Here is an 18,963-nt window from a genome sequence, read left to right as displayed (position 1 = left end):
GCGCCCCTCTCACACAAGGGGCGGGGGCAAAAGCTTGGGCTGTTAGCTCCTCCCCCTTGAGGGGGGAGGCCGGGAGGGGGTGAGTGAGCAACGCGATTGCCCTTTCCCAACCAAAAAAGCCCGCCTCCCAAATCAGGGGCGGGCTTTCTCCTAGCGATTTTGAACTAAAACTCTGCTACTTCACGCGGGCTAAGGCTTCTTGCGCCAGCTTGTAGCTGGGGCTGAGTTTCAGGGCGCGTTCGTAGTTTTCGCGGGCCTTGATGCGGTCTGGGGCCACGCTCCCTGCTCCGCGCTCGTAGCTGAGGCCGAGGTAATAGGCGTATTCGGGCGTGGTGCTGCCCAGTGCGGCGGCGCGGGTCAGGTTGGCGCGGGCCGAGCGCAAATCGGCACCGTCTAGGTCGAGGCGGCCCAAGTAGTAGTAAAACTCCGGGTAACGCAGAGGATCGATTTTGACGGCCTGATTGAGTTGCAAGCGGGCGGTGGCGCTGTCTTTGGAGAGGTAGCTGACGACGCCGTACTGCCCCACCGCATAGGCGTTGGTGGGCGAGAGGCGGGCCGCCTGCGCCGCTTCGGGTTTGGCGGCGGTGGTGTTGCCGCTCAAAGCCAGTAACTTGGCGTAGTAGGCGCGGTTGTAAGAATCGCGTGGGTTGGCGATCACGGCCTGCTGCAAGCTGTCGAGCGCCTGCGTAAGGTTGCCCGTGGCGTAGTACATATCGCCCAAGTTGAACAAAATCACGTCGTTTTCGGGATTGAGGCTGCTGGCCTGTTTAAAGGCGTCGATGGCCTTACCGCCGTCGCCCTGCAACTTGAACACGTAGCCGCGCTCATTCCATACCTTGCTCAGATTCAAGTTTTTGTCTGGGCCAGTCAGGGTGTTGGTCACGGTTTCGGCGTCGGTCAGCACCTTGAGTGCTTCGGCCAGATTGCCTGTGACGGTGGCGCGGTCACTGGCTCCGATAAATTGCTGCTGGTAGGCCTGAGCCAAAGCGATATAGCCGCTCACGTTGCCTTTGTCGGCATTCGTCAGGCGGCGCAAGGTGTCTAGGGCAGGCGCATAAAGCCGCAGCTTGACCTGAGAACGCCCTAAGCCCAGCAGGGCTTCACTGTTGTTCGGCTCTATTTCGCTGGCGGCACGGAAGGCCACATAAGCTTCGTCAAATTTGCCTTGCTGATAATAGAACACGCCCAACGCCACGTAATTGGCGACAGGTGGACGGACAGGACGAACTGGAGTGGCGGCTGGAGTCGCCGGGACAGGGGTAGTGGCCGGAGCCGCAGGAGCCGTGACCGGGGCCACGGGTTGAGCAGGAGTAGGTTGAGCAGGAACAGGAGCCGTCGGCGGCGTCTGCGCGGCTGCGCCGTTGATGAAGGCCGCCGCGAGGAGCAGGCCGAGGGTACGTCGTTTCACTCAAAAACCTCCGTGATCTGGCTTGCGGCCTACGCGGCAAGGCGCGGCAAAAAGTCCCGATCTGGGCTGGGATGCTGGGGCATGATACTGCACAAAAGATAGCGAATCGCGGCAGTAGACCGGGTGAAACACCGGTGAGAGCGCGTCGGTAGGCCAACATTCCTGTTTTCTTTGCCTACTCGTCGCCCCCATGTCCGCAGTCTCTACGCCGTGTGTGACGCCCATCTGACCCTCTTTGATGCGGGGCCTTGTCCAAATAGACAGGCTCCGGGGGGGAGTCGTTGCAGGCCTGCGCCGCGCCATTTGCTACCCGCAATGCTTTTTAATAAGGCCATGTCCACCCCGCCGCCCCCAACTCTCTCCGCCCCTGCCCCCCGCCGCTTGGGACTGACCGGAAGCATCGGCGCGGGCAAAAGCACGGTGGCCGACCTCTTGCGGGCGCGTGGTCTGACCGTGCTGGACGCCGACGCACAGGCCCACGTGGTCACCAGAGAGCCGGAAACGTTGGCAAAAATCGAGCAGGCTTTTCCGGGCACGGTGGTGGGCGGCGTCCTTGACCGGGCCGCGCTGGGAGCGGTGGCTTTTGCCGATCCTGCCCGCCTCGCGGTTCTGAACGGCATCGTGCATCCACGGGTGCGGGCGCGTATGACGGCGCTGGAACTGGAAGCCACCTTGCGCGGCGAACGCTGGCTGGTGCAGGACGTACCGCTGCTGTTCGAAGGCGGCTTAAAAGTGGGTATGGACGCCGTGCTGGTAGTGGACGCGCCGCTGGAACTGCGGATTGCCCGCGTGATGGCCCGCAGCCAGTTGACCCGCGAAGAAGTGCTTGCCCGCGACGCCCGCCAAACGCCCGCTGAGGAAAAGCGCCGCAAAGCCAGCTTTGTGATCGAGAATAGTGGTGGATTAGATGAACTCGAACCGCAGATAGATGCGGCGCTCAAGCACTTGGGCATTCCGGTTCAACCGCAGCAATTCGCCGCAGCAGGCACAGAGGGAATAGGCACAGAAGAAGGCGGCTCCAGCCGAAGCTGAAAGCCGCCCCCCTTCAAGCTGCGGTTACGCTTCGGCAGTGTCCTGCGCCGCTTCCGCCTGAGCCTCCACCGGACTCGGTTTGAGGTGCCCACCCGCTTTGCCTGCCAACGCTGCGGCCACGAACCCGGCGAACGGCGGGCTGGGGCGCATCGGACGGCTCTTGAATTCGGGATGGGCTTGCAGGGCCACAAAGAAGGGGTGGCCGGGAATCTCGATGCTTTCCACAAGGCCCGCGCCGCGCCCCGACACGCCCGGAGTCACGCCGCTGATGTCTAGGCCCGCTGCCTGAAGCTGCGCCGTGTACGCCGGATTCACCTCGAAGCGGTGGCGGTGGCGTTCGCGCACCGTGCCGCCCTGCGGAATGCCGTACAGCGCGGCAATGGTGCTGCCCGCCTTGAGTTGCATGGGCCAGTCTCCGAGGCGCATGGTGCCGCCCATGCCGTCCATTTCCAACTGTTCCGGCATCAGGTCGATGACCTTGTGGGGCGCGTATTCGTCAAATTCGCCCGAATTCGCGCCCTTGATTCCGGCCACATGGCGGGCGTACTCGATCACGGCAATTTGCATGCCGAGGCAGATGCCCAAGTAGGGCACGCCACGCGTTCGGGCGTATTCGGCGGCGCGAATCTTGCCCTCGATGCCGCGAATGCCGAAGCCGCCGGGAACCAAAATGCCGTCTGCGTCTCCCAACTGCTCTTCTAGATCGCCCTCACGCAGTTCCTCGGCATTGATCCACTTGATGTTGACGCGGGAGTCGTTGGCAATTCCGGCGTGTGTGAGCGACTCCAGCATGCTCAGGTAAGCGTCGGGCATGGCGGTGTACTTGCCCGCGATGGCAATCGTGACTTCGCGCTGGGGGTGCTTAATGACGCGGACGGCGTTTTGCCACACGCCCAAATTAGGGTGCGTGCGCTCTAGCCCCAACAGGTCTTCTACCGCCTTGCCCAAGCCCTGTTCTTCTAGGGCCAGCGGCACTTCGTACACGTGGCTCACGTCATAACTGGAGAACACCCGGTTTTCACGGACGCTGGTAAACAACGCAATTTTGCGGGTGATGTCGGACGGCAGTTTTTCTTTGCTGCGAACCATCACGATATCGGGGCTGATGCCCACGCTCCGCAGGGTCGCCACGCTGTGCTGGGTGGGCTTGGTCTTAAATTCGTTGGACGTACCGAGGTAAGGCACCAGCGTGAGGTGCAGATACAGAACTTTGTCGTCGCCCTCGTCGAAACGGAACTGGCGAATGGCTTCCAAGAACGGCAGACTTTCTATGTCGCCCACCGTGCCGCCCACTTCGATCAGCACGATTTCTGCCCCTGCATTTTCGCCCGCTGCCCTAATCCGGCGCTTGATCTCGTCGGTGACGTGCGGAATGACCTGCACCGTCTGGGACAGGTAATCTCCGGCCCGCTCCCGGCGGATGACCTCTAGGTACACCTGCCCGGTGGTGATGTTGCTGCCCACCGGAATATCGAGGTCGAGGAAGCGTTCGTAGTTACCGATGTCCAGATCGGTTTCTGCGCCGCTGGCGGTGACGAAGACTTCGCCGTGTTCGTAGGGGCGCATGGTGCCCGCGTCAATGTTGATGTAAGGGTCAATTTTGACTGCCGTGACTTTGTAGCCGCGTGCCCGCAACAACGCCCCAAGCGAGGCGCTGGCTACGCCTTTGCCCAAACTGCTGACTACGCCGCCCGTCACAAATATGTATCGCATCTACTCTCCAAGCGCCGCCCCCACCAACCGGAAACCGGGGGCCAATAGAAACGAACCAACAAAAAACCGGGGCGCTTGGCCTCCGGGATTTCAGGTTAGCACGCCCGGCGCGGTGGGGTAAGGCCCACAACTCTTACGGGGCCAAGCTGCCTAGGTTACGCGGAAACACCGTGATGGTCTGCACCGTTTCGGCAGGCGGCGTGGCGGCATTTTGCCCCGGCACTTGCAGCACTTTGCCCCGAATTTGCCGCGACACGGCCAGATTTACCGAGACCGACACCGAGCCGGGGGTTTGTAGAGTCGACGGGGCGGGGGCGTCCTGCTGCATGAATAAGGCGGGCGCTCCTGCCGGAGCCAGCGCAGGGGGCCGCACATAATCCAGCAGCAAGCGGCCCGACTGCCCCGCACTCGGCGGATTGTAGGGCGAAGCCGAATTGATGGCCGACAGGGAAGGTCGGAACGCCTTTGCATCTGCTGGGTTCAGAGTGGAGGGCGGCACGAAATTGGCCCGAAATTCCACGAGCAACCACCGATCTTGATTCTGGGCGTCTTGGCCGGGATTGTTCGCGCCACCGGCTTTGCTGACCCACCAAGATCGTAAGACGGGGTAGTAGGCATAGAACGTATAGCAACCATTATCGTCGGACGCACACGAGACGGTCACATCTGCGGGCGGCTTGATGAAAGCCAGTATGGGAGCCGCGTCGTCGCCCACGCGCCATGCACCCGCGCTGGGGCGTTTGGTGGTGTAGCCGGTGCCGGTGCCCAGTTGCAGCGCCGTCCCTTTGGGAAACACATATACCGCCTCACGCACCTGTGCGGCCAGATAGTTTTGGGCGATTTGCAGCTCGGAGCGCAGGTCGTTGCGGGTCTGAATCTCGGACGCAGCTTGAGACGATGAGATAAACACGCTGAAGGCTGCGGTGAGGACAATCAGGGCCAGCGACAGGCCGATCAGCAATTCGATCAGGGTAAGACCCCCGGTGCGCCGCGCCACTTGGGAGGCCCGATTCATGGGCGGGCCACATCCACACTCAGGGTCGAACTCGCCTTGCCCACCTGTACCGACACCCGCACGCGGCGCATGGGCGGGCTGTCGGCGGCCCCGTCACACTGGCTCCGGAGGGTAGAGGTTCCCATCACCTTCCCCGTCTGATCCAAATCTTCAAGTTGCACCTGAAGGGGCGGGGTCATGGTAGGGAGCGCCTTAGTCAGACAGAGTTTGCCGTACCGCTCGGCACTGAGCCAGTCGCCGCGAATGCTTTCCAAAGTACGCTGCGCCGCTTGAGTGGCCGTCACTTGTTGGTCGCTACGTTGTGTCAGGCCAAACAGCCCGGTCAGTGGCGTCAGAATCACCAAAATAATGATGCTGAGCAGTGTAATACTGACCAACACCTCGATAATGGTAAATCCGGCTTGACGGTGGGGGCCAGCGTGAGGCCCACCGAGGTCAGTCCCGCGCCGCACTGATCATGACCTTGCCGGTGACGCCGACGACTTTCAGAAATACGGAGGGAATCCATGTGGTAGGGCTGCGGAGTTCCCAAAGTGTGCCGGTGGTAGCCAGCGTGCCGAAGGGAGGGTAGTACTTCACGGTAGTAAGGCTGCTGCTGTCCGGAACCAGCGTGATCCCGTTCTCAAGCGAGCGGGTTTGGGCCTGTGTGGGACGCGTTTGGGCCGTGTAGGTAGTGCCGCCCGCCACCACCGTCACGGCGCTCATCAAGCCAGTTTTTTGGGCGTTGGTGCGGGTCAGTCTCAGGTCGGCAGAGAGTTGCGCGGCGGCGGATTGCAGTTGAGTGCGACGCAAGTTGTTCAGCAAACTGAATCCCAGCACGCCCGCCACGATGCCGATGATGGTCATGACGACCAACAATTCCAGCAAGGTGAAGCCACTCGTGAGGCGGCCCCTCACGGCAGACTGCCGATAGCAGCGGTAGAACTCACGCTGACCACGTCACCCCGCAGGCGCAAGCGGTCTACATTCACGCTGACCGACTGACCGTTGACCGTTTTGGTGGTTCTCAGGCCAATCGTCCAAACCCGCTGAACGGGGAACGAAGGCGGCGCGATGTCTTCATTCATGCGGGGATCGTAGACGAGATTGCGACCGTAAACGCCTCCGTCGGCACTGCCGAACGCGCCGTAATAGTTTTCGATCAGGCCTCCCAGCAGATGAATATCGCCGAGAGCGAACGGTGCGCCCAGAGTTTGAGCCGCACCGCGTACCCGCACCGAGCCTTGACTCGCCATCAGCACGGCGTGAATGCTGGCATTGGCAGGGAGGGCCGCACAAGTTCCCGCACCAGCGGGGCAAGATGCCGGGTTGACCAGTTCTATGTGTCCGCCCGATGAAACGATTCCCAGCAGGTTTTTGCTGGCGAGATTGGTGCAAGACGCTGGCGTGACAGTGCCGCCTGCATCCCGCGTATGCTCGCCGCTACACGGCGGACTGGCGTAGGTCAGGTTGCTGGTAATGGCGATGTCTCCGGTGGCGGCCACCGTCAGGGCGGCGTGTTCAGCCACGCTGGGTGCGTGGGGTGTGGCGTTGGCTCCTGGCCCCCCATTCAGGTTTTGCACGTTGCCCAGTACGGCAATGACGCCGTTGAATAAGGCCGGAGCGCCGCCGGGATTGGGTACAAGGGCGGTGCTCTCCATGCCAGTCAAGCTATTAATGCTCGTGACGCGTAGGGTAGGCTGCCACACCTGATTGGCATCCAGAATCATCAGCTTCTTGTCGGGGCCGTAAGCCAATTGGGTAGTGACTCCATTCAGGGTATAGGTCACGCGCTGCATAGACGTTCCGCCCACGTTGACCTGACCCAATTGCAGTTCGCTGACGTGGCCCCCCAGCAACAGGCCGGACGCTGCCGCCGCGATCTGCTGTTCGGTGGCCCCAGTAGGCAACTGCACGAAGTTGTCGTTCCAAGTGGCTCCGCCCCCGAAGGTAGGGGCATTGCGGCCCGGATCGGTGGCGCAGGCCGCAGCGTCGGTGAGGCCCGGACAGATCAGCGGAGCCTTGCTGGAGCCGAGTTCAGTTTGGGTCACAAACTGCGGGTTGGCAGCCCCGAAATACGCGCCGTAAGTGGGCTGAACCGTGCAGCCTGCCAGCCCGCCCACCAGCCCTATCCCGTTTTGTGGGCAACCCGCCGAACTGACGCCGCCGCCAAACCAAGGACGGCCACTGAACTGAAAATTTTGGTTGGTATGCACCGGGCCGCTGAACATCAGGTTGTCCCCGGACATGATTCGGTTGCCCGCCACCTCATCTGCTGGGCTGCTGAACTGATGGTTGACGAACAGTTGGTAAAGCGAAAACGGCAGGCGAGAAACCAGCATGAAATATTCGGGCGATTCGGCCCGCACCTGCATGGTCTGGACGGTTTCGCCCGCGTTGCCCTGAACTTGAAGATCCGGCACGGCGAAGTACACCCGGTAAGCGTTTTCCATGACGCGCTCTACCCGCACGAAGCGCAGGCCGAAGCGGGCGCTGTAGCTGCCTTCCGCAGTCCCGGCGGCCTGACCTGCGGTATACAGTTTGCCCTGATCGCCCGAAAACATATCGGCCCAAAATTGAGTTCGCAAGTTGGGGTCGGCTGCCGGAATGCCGAGCGACTGGAAGACTTTTTGAGGCACCGCATTCACGAAAAAGGCGATCCGGCCCGAAGTGGATCCGGACTGCATCCTCTGGCTGGCCGCGAATTTGCAGAGTTCTTGTGAAGACAAGAAGACAGGCAAGGTAGACACGCCGCAGACGCCCGCCATCTGGGTTTCTAGGGTGCTGTTCAGGACAGTCGGATCGATGACCGAACGGTTGAGCAGGTCGGAGACGGTGGACAGTTGGGACTGCACCCGCGCCACCCCAGACTCGGCGGCGTAGCGGGCACGCAACAGTTCTTGCTGATCTGCGCTGGAGCGCCGTGCAGACAGCGTAATTTGCGCCGTGACCGCCATGATCGATGCCAGCACCAGCATGACCATCAGGAGCGACACCATCAGGGCCGCACCTTGGGTTCGGACGGAATTCTGCATACCTGACCAGTATAAATGAAAAATGTATAAAATCTCACCCCTTCATGGGGGAAGATAGACAAATTCACACCATAGATGACTGGGTAGATTATACGATGCTTGATTTTTAAGGAAAGAGGCGAGGATTGAACGAGGCTGTTACTTGGCTTTGACCCGTTCCAGTAGGGCCGTATACCGTTCTTCGCGCTGCCGGGTCGCCGCTTTTTGCCACGCCGACGCCGTACCCGCTGCATAGAATCGCTCGCGGGCGCGGGTGAGGGCCGTATAGACCAGATTGCGGCTGAGCATGGGCATATGCGCCTCGTGCAGCACGCCCAAGACCGTGTGCCACTCGCTGCCCTGCGCCCGGTGAACCGTGAGGGCGTAGCCCAGTTGCAGATTAAACAGTTCCGCGCCCGCCAGTTCCACGATGTTGCCGTCAAAATCCACGGTCAGGCGGCCCCCCTCGGCTTTGAGGGCCGTGCCCACCGTGCCGTTGAAAACCTCGTTGGTGTAGTCGTTTTTGGTCTGCACCACCATGTCTCCGGGCCTCGCTTCGCCCTCAGCAATGCGAATCCCGCCCTCGCCGGGGTTGAAGAGGCTCTGGAGTTGCTGATTCAACATATCCACGCCTAGCGGCCCTTTCCGCATGGGCGTCAGCACTTGCACCTGACCGGGGCCGCCCAATTCGCGCACCATCAGGGCCACGCGGCGGGCACCTCCATCGGTGTCGGTGAGAGTCAGATTCAGGCGGGGGTCGCCCCATTCGGGCGCTTGGCCGTGCAGTAGGCCGTGTGCAGCGCGAATAATCGGGTTTTCGGCAGCCTGACGGTACACGGTGCTAAGTCGCACGGTGGGAGCCACGTTTGCCAGCGTCAGCAGGGGCAACCCCGCGTCTACGGGCGGCAACTGATCGGTGTCGCCCACCAGCAGCACCCGCGCTCCGGGCGGCACGGCGGCCAGCAGCGACAGCATCAGCGCGTCGCCGCACATACTGACCTCATCGACAATAAGCAGATCGTAGGGCGCGGGTTCCAAGTGGTTATGCCTGAAGCCCTGCGGCCCGAAGCCCAATAGGCGGTGAATGGTGCTGGCGCTGCGGCCCGTGACCTCCCCCAGACGGCGGGCAGCCTTCCCGGTAGGCGCACAGAGTCCCACTTCTAGGCCGAGTTTTTCGGCCAAATCCGCGACGGCGCGGGTGGTGGTGCTTTTGCCGGTGCCGGGGCCACCTGTCAGCACCACCAAGCGTTGTTCTTCCAAGAGGTGCAGCACGCTGGCCTGATCTTCGCTGAGGCCCTTGTCGGCTCCGGCGGGCACCATCCAGTCGTCGGCGGGGGGAGTCGCCAGCAGCGTGCGAATCAGGCTCGCCAGTTTCTTTTCAGCCCGCAACACGTGGGGCAGATAAATGCGGCTCTTGTCTGCATCATCTTCCTGCCCTTTAAGCAGGGGCGGCGTGTCGTCGGACAGTCGGCCCAATTCCACAGCGGTATCCACAGCAACGCTGGCCTGCGCTGCCGAAACGCGGGTGTAATGCGCCACGCCCCGCTCGGCCCGGATGCGCGGCAAGTAGGAGTGCCCGCCCTGCTGCGCGGCTTGCTGCAACGCGTACACGGCTGCGGCAGTGAGGCGGCGGGCGTCGTCGTGCGGCATGCCGAGTGCCGTCGCCAGCTTATCGGCGGTCAGAAAGCCGATGCCTTCGACTTCGGTCAGGGCGTACAGGTCGGTGGTCAGGCGCTCTAGGGCGGCCTCTCCAAAATGCTTGACGGCCCGCTGCGCCTGCGAAATGCTGAGGCCAAGGCCCTGCAAGCCCGCCAACAGCCGCCGCTCCAGCCCCTGTTGAGACCAACTGGAGACCATTTTGTGCAACGTGCTTGGGGACACGCCCGGCACTTGCAGCAGCTTTTGCGGATCGCTTTCCAGAATATCGAAGGTGGCGGGGCCAAACATGCGGGCAATCCGGGCGGCCAGCACTTTGCCCACGCCGCCCACGCGGGCTTCCAGATACGCCGCGATGCCCGCTTCGGTCAGATCGGCGGGCGTGGCCTCCAGCACCATGTTCAGCACGCGGTACTGGTAGCCGTACTCGCGGTGTTCTTCCATGACCACTTCGGCACTGAAGGTGTCTCCGGCCTCCAGCGGGGCCATCACGCCGATCACGGTGGCTTCCGGGTCTTCGCCGTCAGGATTGCGAATGGTGGCCGTCATAACCGTAAAGCCCGTGTCGGAACGGAACCGCACCCGGTTGACACTGCCCGTGACCCGCACGGTTTCGAGGGCGTGGGTCATGGCTGGCCCAAGCTGAGGTGAGGCAAACTCATGTGACGCTGCACACGCCGGATTGCAACCAAATTCAGAAAGGCGGGTGCATCAAACATAGGCTCCCAGAATACGCCCCCAGCGGAATGACTGTGGGTCTTGCTGGGAAGGAAGTGGGAAAGCATGGGGGAACTCCTGTGGATGGGCAAGGCGTGGAGAGTTTTCGGTTGAAGAGGTTCGGCAGCGCAGAAGTTTGGCAGCGCAGAAGAAGGCGGTCAGCGCGTGCTTGGCTGACCGCTTATTTGGGGGGTGGGAGTGGACAGGGACGCTTGCCCGGTGGCCCCCTCTGCTTTGCAGCGCCCCTCTCCCACAAGGGGCGAGGGCGAACACCAAAGGCAAAAAGCTTGGTTTAGCTCCTCACCCTTGAGGGGGGAGGTTGGGAGGGGGTGAGTGAGCGCCAGCGAATGCCCTTCCTCAGCCCCTCCCACCCTCAATTCGACTGTACCAACCGCCGAATTTCCCCCGACGCGATATACGATTTGCCGTCCGGCGCGGTGTTCACTTCGTCTACCACGTACAGCAACCCGTCTTCCCGAATGCTGCGGGGAAAGCGCATGTTCCAGTCGGGTTCGTAGCCGTCCTGCACCACACGGGCACGCAATTTGCTGCCTTCCTTCACACACTGCACCAAAATCCCGCCGGTAGACGTATCGGTGACTTCCAGATCGGCGGCGGTTTTGGCGGCTTTGGTCACACCACTGCTGGCGCTGCGGCTGCGCGTCTGCCCACCCCCGCCGATGCTGATGCCCTGAAGCGGATCGCTTTCGCCGGGGCGTACCACGCGGCGAATCTCTCCGGTCACGCGGTAAAAAGAACCGTCGACGCTGGTGTCGAGGCCGCCCACCACGTACCGCGCTCCATCGGCCCGCAGCGCACGCGGAAACTGTACGTTCATGCCCGAATCGAAGCCGTCCGAGACGACTTTCACACGCAAACGCCCGCCATCGCGCACGCACAGCAGTTCTACGCCGCCCGCCGCATCGTCCACCACCGGGAGGGCCAACACCGCCGTATCCACCGTGACGCCGCGCCCCTGCAAATCGGCGCGGCCCCGGCCCAAGCCCTGAAACGACTGGTCACGCAGTTCCTTGCGGCTGTCGTTGTCGAAGCGGCGCGAGGCGATGCGGCCCGCGTAGTGTTCCAACTGTTCCAACTCTTCGGCAATCTCGAAGTGTTCTTGCAGGCCCGCCGAATTGAGATCGCGGATGAGGCCGCGCAGCACGGCTTCGGCCTCTTCAGCCTTGCTGTTGTCGGCCAGTTCTACGGCGCGTTCTTTGGCACGGGCAATTCTCAGGCGGGCCAGATCCAACGTCACACTGATGTCAGAGGTGAAATCGGCCCCCAGCGGCGCGGCCAACGCTTCTATCTGCACGGCCCCGCTGAGGCTCTGAATGGCTCCGTCACGCACAGCATCGGCCCGGAAAGTCAGGCCCAGCAAGCCGTGTGAGCCGCCGCCCAGCGCGGGCAAATTCAGCGTGAGGCCCAGCAACTTGTCTTCGTCTTCGTACATGTCGCCCAGATCGAAGGTGAGGGGATCGGAGCCGGGCTTGTACAGGCTCAGCACGTCGGCCACCGTGACCCCCGGCGCAGGCGTGAGCGTGACCGTCAGGTTTTGGGCGGCCACCGCTTTCAGCGTTTGCAGTTCTATGCCGAACACGTCGGTGGCGTCGTCGGCGGACTGGATGAAGTAGAAATTGCCGCCAGCCGCGCGGGCCATGCCGATCAGGAGATCTTCATTGAAGCCGCTGCCGAAGCCGAGGGTGGTGGTGGTGACGCCCGCTTCGGCCTTCTGTGCCGCAGTTTTGGTCAAAATATTGGTGTTTTGGACGCCTACGTTGGCCTGTCCATCGGTGAGCAGCAGCACGCGGCTGACCACTTGCGGCCCCGCCTGCGCCGCCACGAGTTCCACGCCCCGCAGCCATCCGCCCGACAGGTTGGTCAGGCCGCCTGCCCGAATGCTGGCGATCTTGGCCTTCAGCGCGTCCTTGTCGGTTACGCGGGTGGGCGCGATCAGCGTTTGCACGGCGTCGTCGTAGGTCACCACACTCAGGGTGTCGCCCGCATCCAGCCCGTCTACCACGTTCTGCGCGGCGCGAATGGCGTGCTTCAGCAGACTGCCGCCCATGCTGCCGCTGCGGTCTATCACCAATGCCAAGTTCAGAGGCCGCCGCGCCGCCTGCGTTTGGGGCAGGCGCAACCGCACCAGCAGATCGGTGGGCGCGGCGTTGCCTTCTATCAGGTGCGACTGGCCGAACGAATAGGAAACCTGCATGGCATCGGGATTTTGGGTCATGGCTACCTCTGGGAATGGGGTCTAGGACTTGGAGTATGAAGGGTGGCTTGAGGAACAATTTAGAGCAGTGCGGGAGACAGCGGGGCGCGGAATAGCCCTGCTGGGTGCGGGAAGGGGTTTAGGTTTTGTTGGGGTTGGGGGGAGGTCTAAGGTGCTGAGGGGGTGGGGCGGGTTCGCCGCTCGGACGCCCCCTCACCCCGCTGATGCTCAGCGCCCCTCTCCCACACGGGTAGAGGGGAAAACAAGAGCAGGAAGCTGGGGTTTTGATTTCCCTCGCCCCTTGTGGGAGAGGGCGTTGCGAAGCAACGGGTGAGGGGGCCACCCGGCAACCAGAATCTCTACAAATGAAATAAACGCCCTTCTTAGACCCTCAGACCCTTGACCCTTAGACGCCTTTCCTACGCTTCCCGCACAGGCTGATACTCCCCCGGTTCCAGCCCCGCCGTCCACGCCACCGCCGCCGCACAGGTGCGGATATGCGGCGGCACACGCAGGGCATAGCGTCCGCCTGTGCTGGGGCAGCGCACCAACACCGCCACCAACGGCTCATCGTTGTCGAAGGGCACGTGTACCAACTGGCGTTCGCCGCCTGCATCACGGTCACGGTGCAGGATCAGGCCGCCCACGTCTTGCAGGAAGCGGTCTAAGCCGATGCGGTCTAGCAGCACGCGGCGGCGTTGGGCGTTGCGGGTATTCAGGACTTCGTGGCCCGTCAGGGTGTCGGGGGCAAAAGCAAAGCGGGGATCCACCGGAACGCCGCTCCAGCGCAGGCCCGCGCGGATGCTGGGGGGCAATGAGGTCAGGCCGCTGCCCGCCAATTCCAGCGTTTGGGTGATGTGGGCGTCAGGATGAAGGGCCGTGAGCGCCGCGCACCCGCTGAGATCGAGGTGCGCCACGCTGAGACTGCCGCCCAACTCGTGCAGATCACGGCATCCGGCGAGGCTCAGGCGGGTGGCCCGCAAGTCGGCGCGGATAACGCGCACGCCGCTGCCGTTCAAATTTACGCTGTCGCGGATGCTCAGGCGGCCCTCAATTTCGTGTAGGGCAGGCGTGCGGCGGGCGCTCAGCCGTTCGGCGTGCAAGTCGGTGGGCAGGGCCGACAGATTGGGGCAGTCGTCCACCGTCAGTACCGTGCAGCGCAACCACTCGGGTAGGCCACGCAGCCACGCCGCACCACTGAGGTTAAGGGGGCCGGACACGCTGAGGGCGGCAGGCACAGGCCCCCGCCTCAGCAGTTCGCGGGCCTGTTCAGGGGTGACGGTTGGGGGGGCGGCAGCGGCAGACGCAGGAAACACAGGCGGCAGGCTGGTGTAGCGCACCGGAACACGCGGCCCACTCGGGGGCGTATCCAGAGTAGAAATAGGGGGCGGAGTCTGGGGCAAAGCGGCGGAAGCCTTCGCGGGCGCAACAGCCGAGGCTTCAGGCTCCCGCTCCGTCCTCTGGGGCTTAGCGATGAACCGCCCGCCGCTCTGCACTCGGAACATCAGTCCAGCACCGTGCGGACGCTACCGGGGGTGTATTCGCGCTGCTGCCACACCCGGTACCAACCAGTAGGCAAGCGAATCGGGCCGTGTTCCTCATGCGTCAGGGTGGCATGAGTGGCGGTCACGTGCAGATATTGATCGGCGGCCACATCATCTCCTGTGCGCTGCGCTCCTATCGCGTACAACTGCGCCGCGCCTGCTTCTGCAATCCGGTGGCTGTGGCCTGTGACCTCGCCGTAAGCCAACGTCAGATGCGGCTGCTGGCGCAGAGGCAGGCTGGGGGCTTGGGCGGCTTGCAACAAAACGTCTCCGTGGCGGTACAGGGGGGCAGGCATAGGGGAATCCTCCGAAAATTGGTGTGCAGAGCGGCGAAAATTGGAAGCGTAAGCGAGACTTCTATTACGCTGCCAGCATAATCTTTTGGAGTGGATCTGTCAAATGTGGGTGGTAAAAGCCAAGTTTCTGGGTGAACCCCCCCGTTGCTGGCGCAACGCCCCCCCTTAGAGGGGAGGACAACAGTTGTTGCGCTCCCCTTAAGGGGGGCCGTATGCGAAGCAGACCGGGGGGTTTACACGAACTCGCTCCCGCCCACATCCACTCTGTTCTCAGGCTGCCCCGTGCTATTTTTTCCGCTATGCGCGTACTACACACGGCGGATTTCCACGCAGGACGGAACTTGCGGGGTTTTGACCGCACGCCGGAGATTCACGAGGCTCTGACTGAGATTGCCGCCCTCGCCCGCACAGAACGCGCCAACGCCGTGCTGGTGGCAGGCGACCTGTTCGATACGGCCAACCCGTCTGCCGATGCCGAAGCCGCCGTGTTCGACTTCTTTTTGCAACTGCGCGACGCGGGCATTCCCGGAATAGTCATTGCGGGCAACCACGACAGCGCGGCGCGGCTGGATTCGGTGACGGGGCTGTTGGGCTGGGTGGGCATTCAGGTGGTGGCGCAGCCCACCAGCAACCCGGCGGGCATGGTTCGCACGCTGGAACTGAAGAACGGCGAGAAATTGACGGTAGGCGCTCTCCCCTATCTGTCCGAGCGAAGGCTGGTGAAGGCCGCTGACCTGATGGGCGGCGACGTGGGCGCGTGGCGGCAGAAATACCGCGAGGGCATGGGGTTTTTTTTGCGGCGCTTGGGCGAGGGCTTCCGGGGCGACAGTGTGAACATGCTGATGGCCCACGCCACGATGGACGGCGCGAAACCCAGCGGCAGCGAGCGCAGCATGCAGTTTGACCTCACCAACAGCTACACGCTGTCGGGCCTGCAATTGCCGCCGGGGGCGCAATATGTGGCGCTGGGGCACGTGCACAAGCCCCAGCAAGTGTCTGACGCGCCGCTGGCCTGCTATCCCGGCAGCATCATTCAACTGGACTTTGGCGAAGGCGGCGAGAAAAAACAGGTGAATCTGGTGGAGGTAGAGGCCGGACGCCCCGCCCGCGTGCATGCCCTGCCGCTGGCGAGTGGGCGAGAGCTACGCACCTTGCGCGTGGATGTAGATCAAGTGGAATCCCGCCTAGAAGCCCTGAAAGGGTTCACCGGTCTGCTGAAAGTGGTGGTGAGAGCGCCCGCCGGAACCACCTTGCCGGGGCTGAAAGACCGCGTGCTGAGGTTGGCCCCCAATGCACTGGCCGTAGACCTAGACGCCGCGCAGGAAGATTTGGCCCTGCCCGAACTGAAGCGCGAAGGCCTGAGCCTGACCGAACTGTATGAGCGGTATTGGCAAGAAAAACGCGGCGAGTTGCCCGACGATTTGCGGGCCGCCTTCAAGGACGCCGATGACCGGGCGCGGATTGAGGTAGAAGCGTGAGACCCATTCACTTGGAGTTGCAAGGTTTTACGGCCTTCCGCCAATTCACCGAACTGAACTTTGACGATCTGGAATTGTTCGCACTGGTGGGGCCAACGGGGAGCGGCAAATCCAGCCTGCTGGACGCCATGACCTTCGCCCTTTACGGCTCTACAGCGCGGTTGGGAGCCAGTGGACTGGACGCCCTGATTTCTCAGGGAGAGCGCGGCCTGAGCGTGAGCCTGACCTTTGAAGTGGGCGGACAGGTGTACCGCGCCGCCCGCACCAAGGGCCGCAAACAGGCCGAAAACGACGTGAGGCTGGAGCGCCAGGACGAGGACGGGCGCTGGACGGGCCTGAACGACGGCGGCACCAAAGGCATCAACGAGCGGATTCGGCGAGCGGTGGGGCTGGATTTTAAAACCTTTGCTCGCAGCGTGATGTTGCCGCAAGGCGAATTTGCCCGCCTGCTGCACGGCAACGGTAAGGAACGCCAGATGTTGCTGGGAGAACTGACCGGACTGGATCATGTGCAGGCCATGCAAAAGGTGGCGTCGGATCAGGCCAAAGAACTGAAATACCGCGCCGACAGTGACCAAAAGGTGCTGGCGAACGAGTACGGGGGCGTGACGGCTGAAGCGGTGGCCGCCCTGCACACCGAGCGCGAACGCCTGAGCGCCGAGGCCGAACGCCTGACCGACACGCTGGAGACCTTGCGGGCCAGACAAACCCGCCTGCGCGACACCGAGCGCGTCTGGTTAGCCCGCGAGGACAGCCGCCGCCGCCTGACCACCTTGCAGGCCCGCACCGGCAGCATGCTGGACGGTGCACAGCGGGCAGCGCAGGCGCGGCGTGTGGCAGGCGTAGAGCCGCTACTGGACGCCGCCGGACGCGCCCGCATTGCCCATGAACGCGAGGCCGCTACCTTTGCCCGCGCCGCGAGTCAGGCGGAGGTGGTGGCCCACGCCGTCCACACTGCACAGACCACGCTAGACGCCGCGCAGAAGGCCGAAACGACGATTCCAGAGCTGGAAGCCCGCGCCGAAGCCCTGCGCGAAGCCGAAAACGACGCCGCCCGCCTGCGCCGCGCTGGGGGAACTGTTCAAACCACGCACCCCGCGCCCCTGCCTTGGGATGAGGACGCCCACCACGCCGCCCGCGAATCGTCCCAGAAGCTGGACAAGCTGAAGGGGGAGCGGGTACAAATAGAGGCTCAGAAAGCCGCCTTGCACGCAGACCGGGAGCGTCAGAGCAGTGAAACCGCGCAACTGAAGGCACTGGCCGACGAACAGGAACGGGTCAAGCGCGAGGGGCAGGAGGCTAAGACTGCCTCTGAACGCGCCGACGCTGCCTTGAAAACTGCTCAGATAGAGGCCGGGGCTGCCGCCTACCGCACCCATCTGCATGCGGGCGAGCCTTGCCCGCTGTGCCTGCAACAGGTGGAACACGTCCCGCCCGCCTCCAATCTGGATTTGGGCAAGCTGGAGCAGGAAGCGTCGGCGCTGAAAACCAACTTGGAAGGCCGCCGCCTGCGCTACAAGGAAATCGGGCTGGAACTGGCGACGCTGCGGAAATCGGTGGACGCCCGCACTGACGCGCTGAGGGACTGGGAAGCGCAGATCGGGCAGCGCGAACTGGACTTGCGCGAGTTGGAAAGCCACATCACGGGCGATCCTCATACCGATGCGTTGCGCCTGCTGGCAGGACTGGCCGCGCGGGTGCGGGAAGCGGGGGCAGACCCGGCCAAACTGCGCAAGCAGGCGCTGGACGGTGTGGCCGCCATTCGCAAGCGGGTGCAGGACGCTGCCGCTGCCCTAGCCCGTGCCGCCAGCGACGCCGCCGGAGCGCAGGCCACCTTGCAGGGCGCACAGGCCGCCGCCGCCACCCGCGCCCGTGAGATGCAGGAAGCTCAGGCCGCCCTCAACTCTGCCCTGACCGTGCTGGGGCTGGACGCCGCCCAAGCCCGCGCCGCTGCCCTCCCCGAACCCGATATTGCCGCGCTGGAAGAGGCCGCACGCACGCACACCGCGCAGGTGTCTCAGCTCACCGAGAACCTGAAGGAGTTGGAACGGCAATTGGGCGTGGCTCCCTTCGATCCGGCGGAACTGGGGCAAGTAACCCGCGACCTGACCGCCACCGACGCCGCCCTAACCACGGCCCGCGAACTGGCCGGACAACTGCGCGAGCAGGAGCGCACCGCCAAAGAACGCTTAGCACGCAAGGCCGAAATAGAAGGCCGCGCCGCGCTCTTAGCCGCTCAGCACGACACTTGGAAGACCCTGACCAACAGCCTGCGGGCCGATGAATTTCAGCAATTTTTGCTGGCCGAAGTGGAAGCCCAACTGCTGACCCGGGCGGGCGTGCTGCTGCATTCCATCAGCGACGGACGCTACCGCCTCGCGCTGGCCGACGGTGAATATGTGGTGCAAGACCTCTGGAACGCCGGAGAAGCCAGAGGTGTGAAAACCCTGTCGGGCGGCGAAACGTTCCTTGCCAGCCTGAGCCTCGCCATTGCCCTCAGCGACTACTTGGCAGGCAACAAGATTCTGGGCGCGTTGTTCCTAGACGAAGGCTTTGGCACGCTTGACCCGCAGGCGCTGGAAGCTGTGGCAGGCGCGTTGGAAAACCTCAGAACGCAAGGCCGCATGGTGGGCGTGGTCACGCACGTCGAAAGCCTGTCGGAGCGCCTGCCCAGCCGCCTGCTGGTGACCAAAAGTGTGGCGGGGAGCAGCGTGCAACGGTTTTAGGAACTGTCAGTGGGAAAAGACAGAGGCCTTGAATGCAACTCAAGGCGTCTGTCTTTCGTTTCTATCTCTTCTCTTACCCTTCTTCACCGACTGTGGAGAGCTGTGATAATGAATCTGGCGAGTTCAAGTTGCTAGCGCACCACTCTGATGAGTCGAGTGTACTTCGTGGG

At 63.1% G+C, this 18,963-nt stretch carries 13 protein-coding genes; 3 read left to right on the top strand and 10 right to left on the bottom strand.

From position 1 onward, the window contains the following. Positions 1-175: 175 nt before the first annotated feature. A complete protein-coding gene (locus E7T06_RS17855) occupies positions 176-1,408 on the bottom strand; it encodes a tetratricopeptide repeat protein (protein ID WP_136367118.1) in 1,233 nt (410 codons plus the stop codon). A 333-nt stretch (positions 1,409-1,741) separates the two neighbouring features. Here E7T06_RS17855 and coaE point away from each other — a divergent pair, with 333 nt between their 5' ends. Beyond that, the gene (coaE, locus tag E7T06_RS17850; RefSeq protein ID WP_136367117.1) at positions 1,742-2,440 is read left to right on the top strand and encodes a dephospho-CoA kinase; all 699 of its coding nucleotides are present in this window, start codon (positions 1,742-1,744) and stop codon (positions 2,438-2,440) included. A 24-nt stretch (positions 2,441-2,464) separates the two neighbouring features. Here the strand turns inward: coaE and E7T06_RS17845 are convergent, their stop codons facing one another. The 9 genes from E7T06_RS17845 to E7T06_RS17805 form a co-directional block, all read right to left on the bottom strand. Further along, complete coding sequence (locus E7T06_RS17845; RefSeq protein WP_168733624.1) at positions 2,465-4,153, bottom strand: CTP synthase; 1,689 nt, start codon at positions 4,151-4,153, stop codon at positions 2,465-2,467. Between the two features lie 133 nt (positions 4,154-4,286). Next, on the bottom strand, positions 4,287-5,168 hold the full coding sequence (locus E7T06_RS17840; protein ID WP_136367116.1) for a hypothetical protein: 882 nt from the start codon (positions 5,166-5,168) through the stop codon (positions 4,287-4,289). Further along, complete coding sequence (locus E7T06_RS17835; protein WP_136367115.1) at positions 5,165-5,620, bottom strand: prepilin-type N-terminal cleavage/methylation domain-containing protein; 456 nt, start codon at positions 5,618-5,620, stop codon at positions 5,165-5,167. The genes E7T06_RS17840 and E7T06_RS17835 overlap by 4 nt, the downstream gene beginning before the upstream one ends. Continuing rightward, the gene (locus tag E7T06_RS17830) at positions 5,604-6,065 is read right to left on the bottom strand and encodes a prepilin-type N-terminal cleavage/methylation domain-containing protein (protein WP_136367114.1); all 462 of its coding nucleotides are present in this window, start codon (positions 6,063-6,065) and stop codon (positions 5,604-5,606) included. The genes E7T06_RS17835 and E7T06_RS17830 overlap by 17 nt, the downstream gene beginning before the upstream one ends. After that, the gene (locus tag E7T06_RS17825; RefSeq protein ID WP_136367113.1) at positions 6,062-8,182 is read right to left on the bottom strand and encodes a DUF4900 domain-containing protein; all 2,121 of its coding nucleotides are present in this window, start codon (positions 8,180-8,182) and stop codon (positions 6,062-6,064) included. The genes E7T06_RS17830 and E7T06_RS17825 overlap by 4 nt, the downstream gene beginning before the upstream one ends. Before the next feature lie 138 nt (positions 8,183-8,320). Next, positions 8,321-10,447 (bottom strand): ATP-dependent RecD-like DNA helicase, encoded by a 2,127-nt coding sequence (locus E7T06_RS17820; protein WP_136367112.1) that lies wholly within the window; start codon positions 10,445-10,447, stop codon positions 8,321-8,323. A 460-nt stretch (positions 10,448-10,907) separates the two neighbouring features. Then, positions 10,908-12,770: a VWA domain-containing protein gene (locus E7T06_RS17815; RefSeq protein WP_136367111.1), complete on the bottom strand. Its 1,863-nt coding sequence runs from the start codon at positions 12,768-12,770 to the stop codon at positions 10,908-10,910. A 398-nt stretch (positions 12,771-13,168) separates the two neighbouring features. Beyond that, the gene (locus E7T06_RS17810) at positions 13,169-14,254 is read right to left on the bottom strand and encodes a DUF6745 domain-containing protein (protein WP_136367110.1); all 1,086 of its coding nucleotides are present in this window, start codon (positions 14,252-14,254) and stop codon (positions 13,169-13,171) included. After that, positions 14,254-14,589, bottom strand: coding sequence for a hypothetical protein (locus tag E7T06_RS17805; protein WP_136367109.1), 336 nt, complete (start codon positions 14,587-14,589; stop codon positions 14,254-14,256). The genes E7T06_RS17810 and E7T06_RS17805 overlap by 1 nt, the downstream gene beginning before the upstream one ends. A 299-nt stretch (positions 14,590-14,888) precedes the next feature. Here E7T06_RS17805 and E7T06_RS17800 point away from each other — a divergent pair, with 299 nt between their 5' ends. Next, on the top strand, positions 14,889-16,067 hold the full coding sequence (locus tag E7T06_RS17800; protein WP_168733623.1) for an exonuclease SbcCD subunit D: 1,179 nt from the start codon (positions 14,889-14,891) through the stop codon (positions 16,065-16,067). Next, on the top strand, positions 16,064-18,793 hold the full coding sequence (locus E7T06_RS17795) for an SMC family ATPase (RefSeq protein WP_136367108.1): 2,730 nt from the start codon (positions 16,064-16,066) through the stop codon (positions 18,791-18,793). The genes E7T06_RS17800 and E7T06_RS17795 overlap by 4 nt, the downstream gene beginning before the upstream one ends. Positions 18,794-18,963: the final 170 nt, after the last annotated feature.

The organism is Deinococcus sp. Arct2-2, assembly GCF_004801315.1.
GTDB lineage: Bacteria > Deinococcota > Deinococci > Deinococcales > Deinococcaceae > Deinococcus.
The sequence above is the reverse complement of the archived record's forward strand: the minus strand, read 5'-3'. Positions and strand labels throughout refer to the sequence as shown.

What these genes read in the sequence shown, in the direction of transcription:
- coaE (WP_136367117.1), top strand. Translation starts at nt 1,742, where the DNA reads ATGTCCACCCCGCCGCCCCCAACTCTCTCCGCCCCTGCCCCCCGCCGC.
- E7T06_RS17845 (WP_168733624.1), bottom strand. Translation starts at nt 4,153, where the DNA reads ATGCGATACATATTTGTGACGGGCGGCGTAGTCAGCAGTTTGGGCAAA.
- E7T06_RS17840 (WP_136367116.1), bottom strand. Translation starts at nt 5,168, where the DNA reads ATGAATCGGGCCTCCCAAGTGGCGCGGCGCACCGGGGGTCTTACCCTG.
- E7T06_RS17825 (WP_136367113.1), bottom strand. Translation starts at nt 8,182, where the DNA reads ATGCAGAATTCCGTCCGAACCCAAGGTGCGGCCCTGATGGTGTCGCTC.
- E7T06_RS17820 (WP_136367112.1), bottom strand. Translation starts at nt 10,447, where the DNA reads ATGACCCACGCCCTCGAAACCGTGCGGGTCACGGGCAGTGTCAACCGG.
- E7T06_RS17815 (WP_136367111.1), bottom strand. Translation starts at nt 12,770, where the DNA reads ATGACCCAAAATCCCGATGCCATGCAGGTTTCCTATTCGTTCGGCCAG.
- E7T06_RS17810 (WP_136367110.1), bottom strand. Translation starts at nt 14,254, where the DNA reads ATGTTCCGAGTGCAGAGCGGCGGGCGGTTCATCGCTAAGCCCCAGAGG.
- E7T06_RS17805 (WP_136367109.1), bottom strand. Translation starts at nt 14,589, where the DNA reads ATGCCTGCCCCCCTGTACCGCCACGGAGACGTTTTGTTGCAAGCCGCC.
- E7T06_RS17800 (WP_168733623.1), top strand. Translation starts at nt 14,889, where the DNA reads ATGCGCGTACTACACACGGCGGATTTCCACGCAGGACGGAACTTGCGG.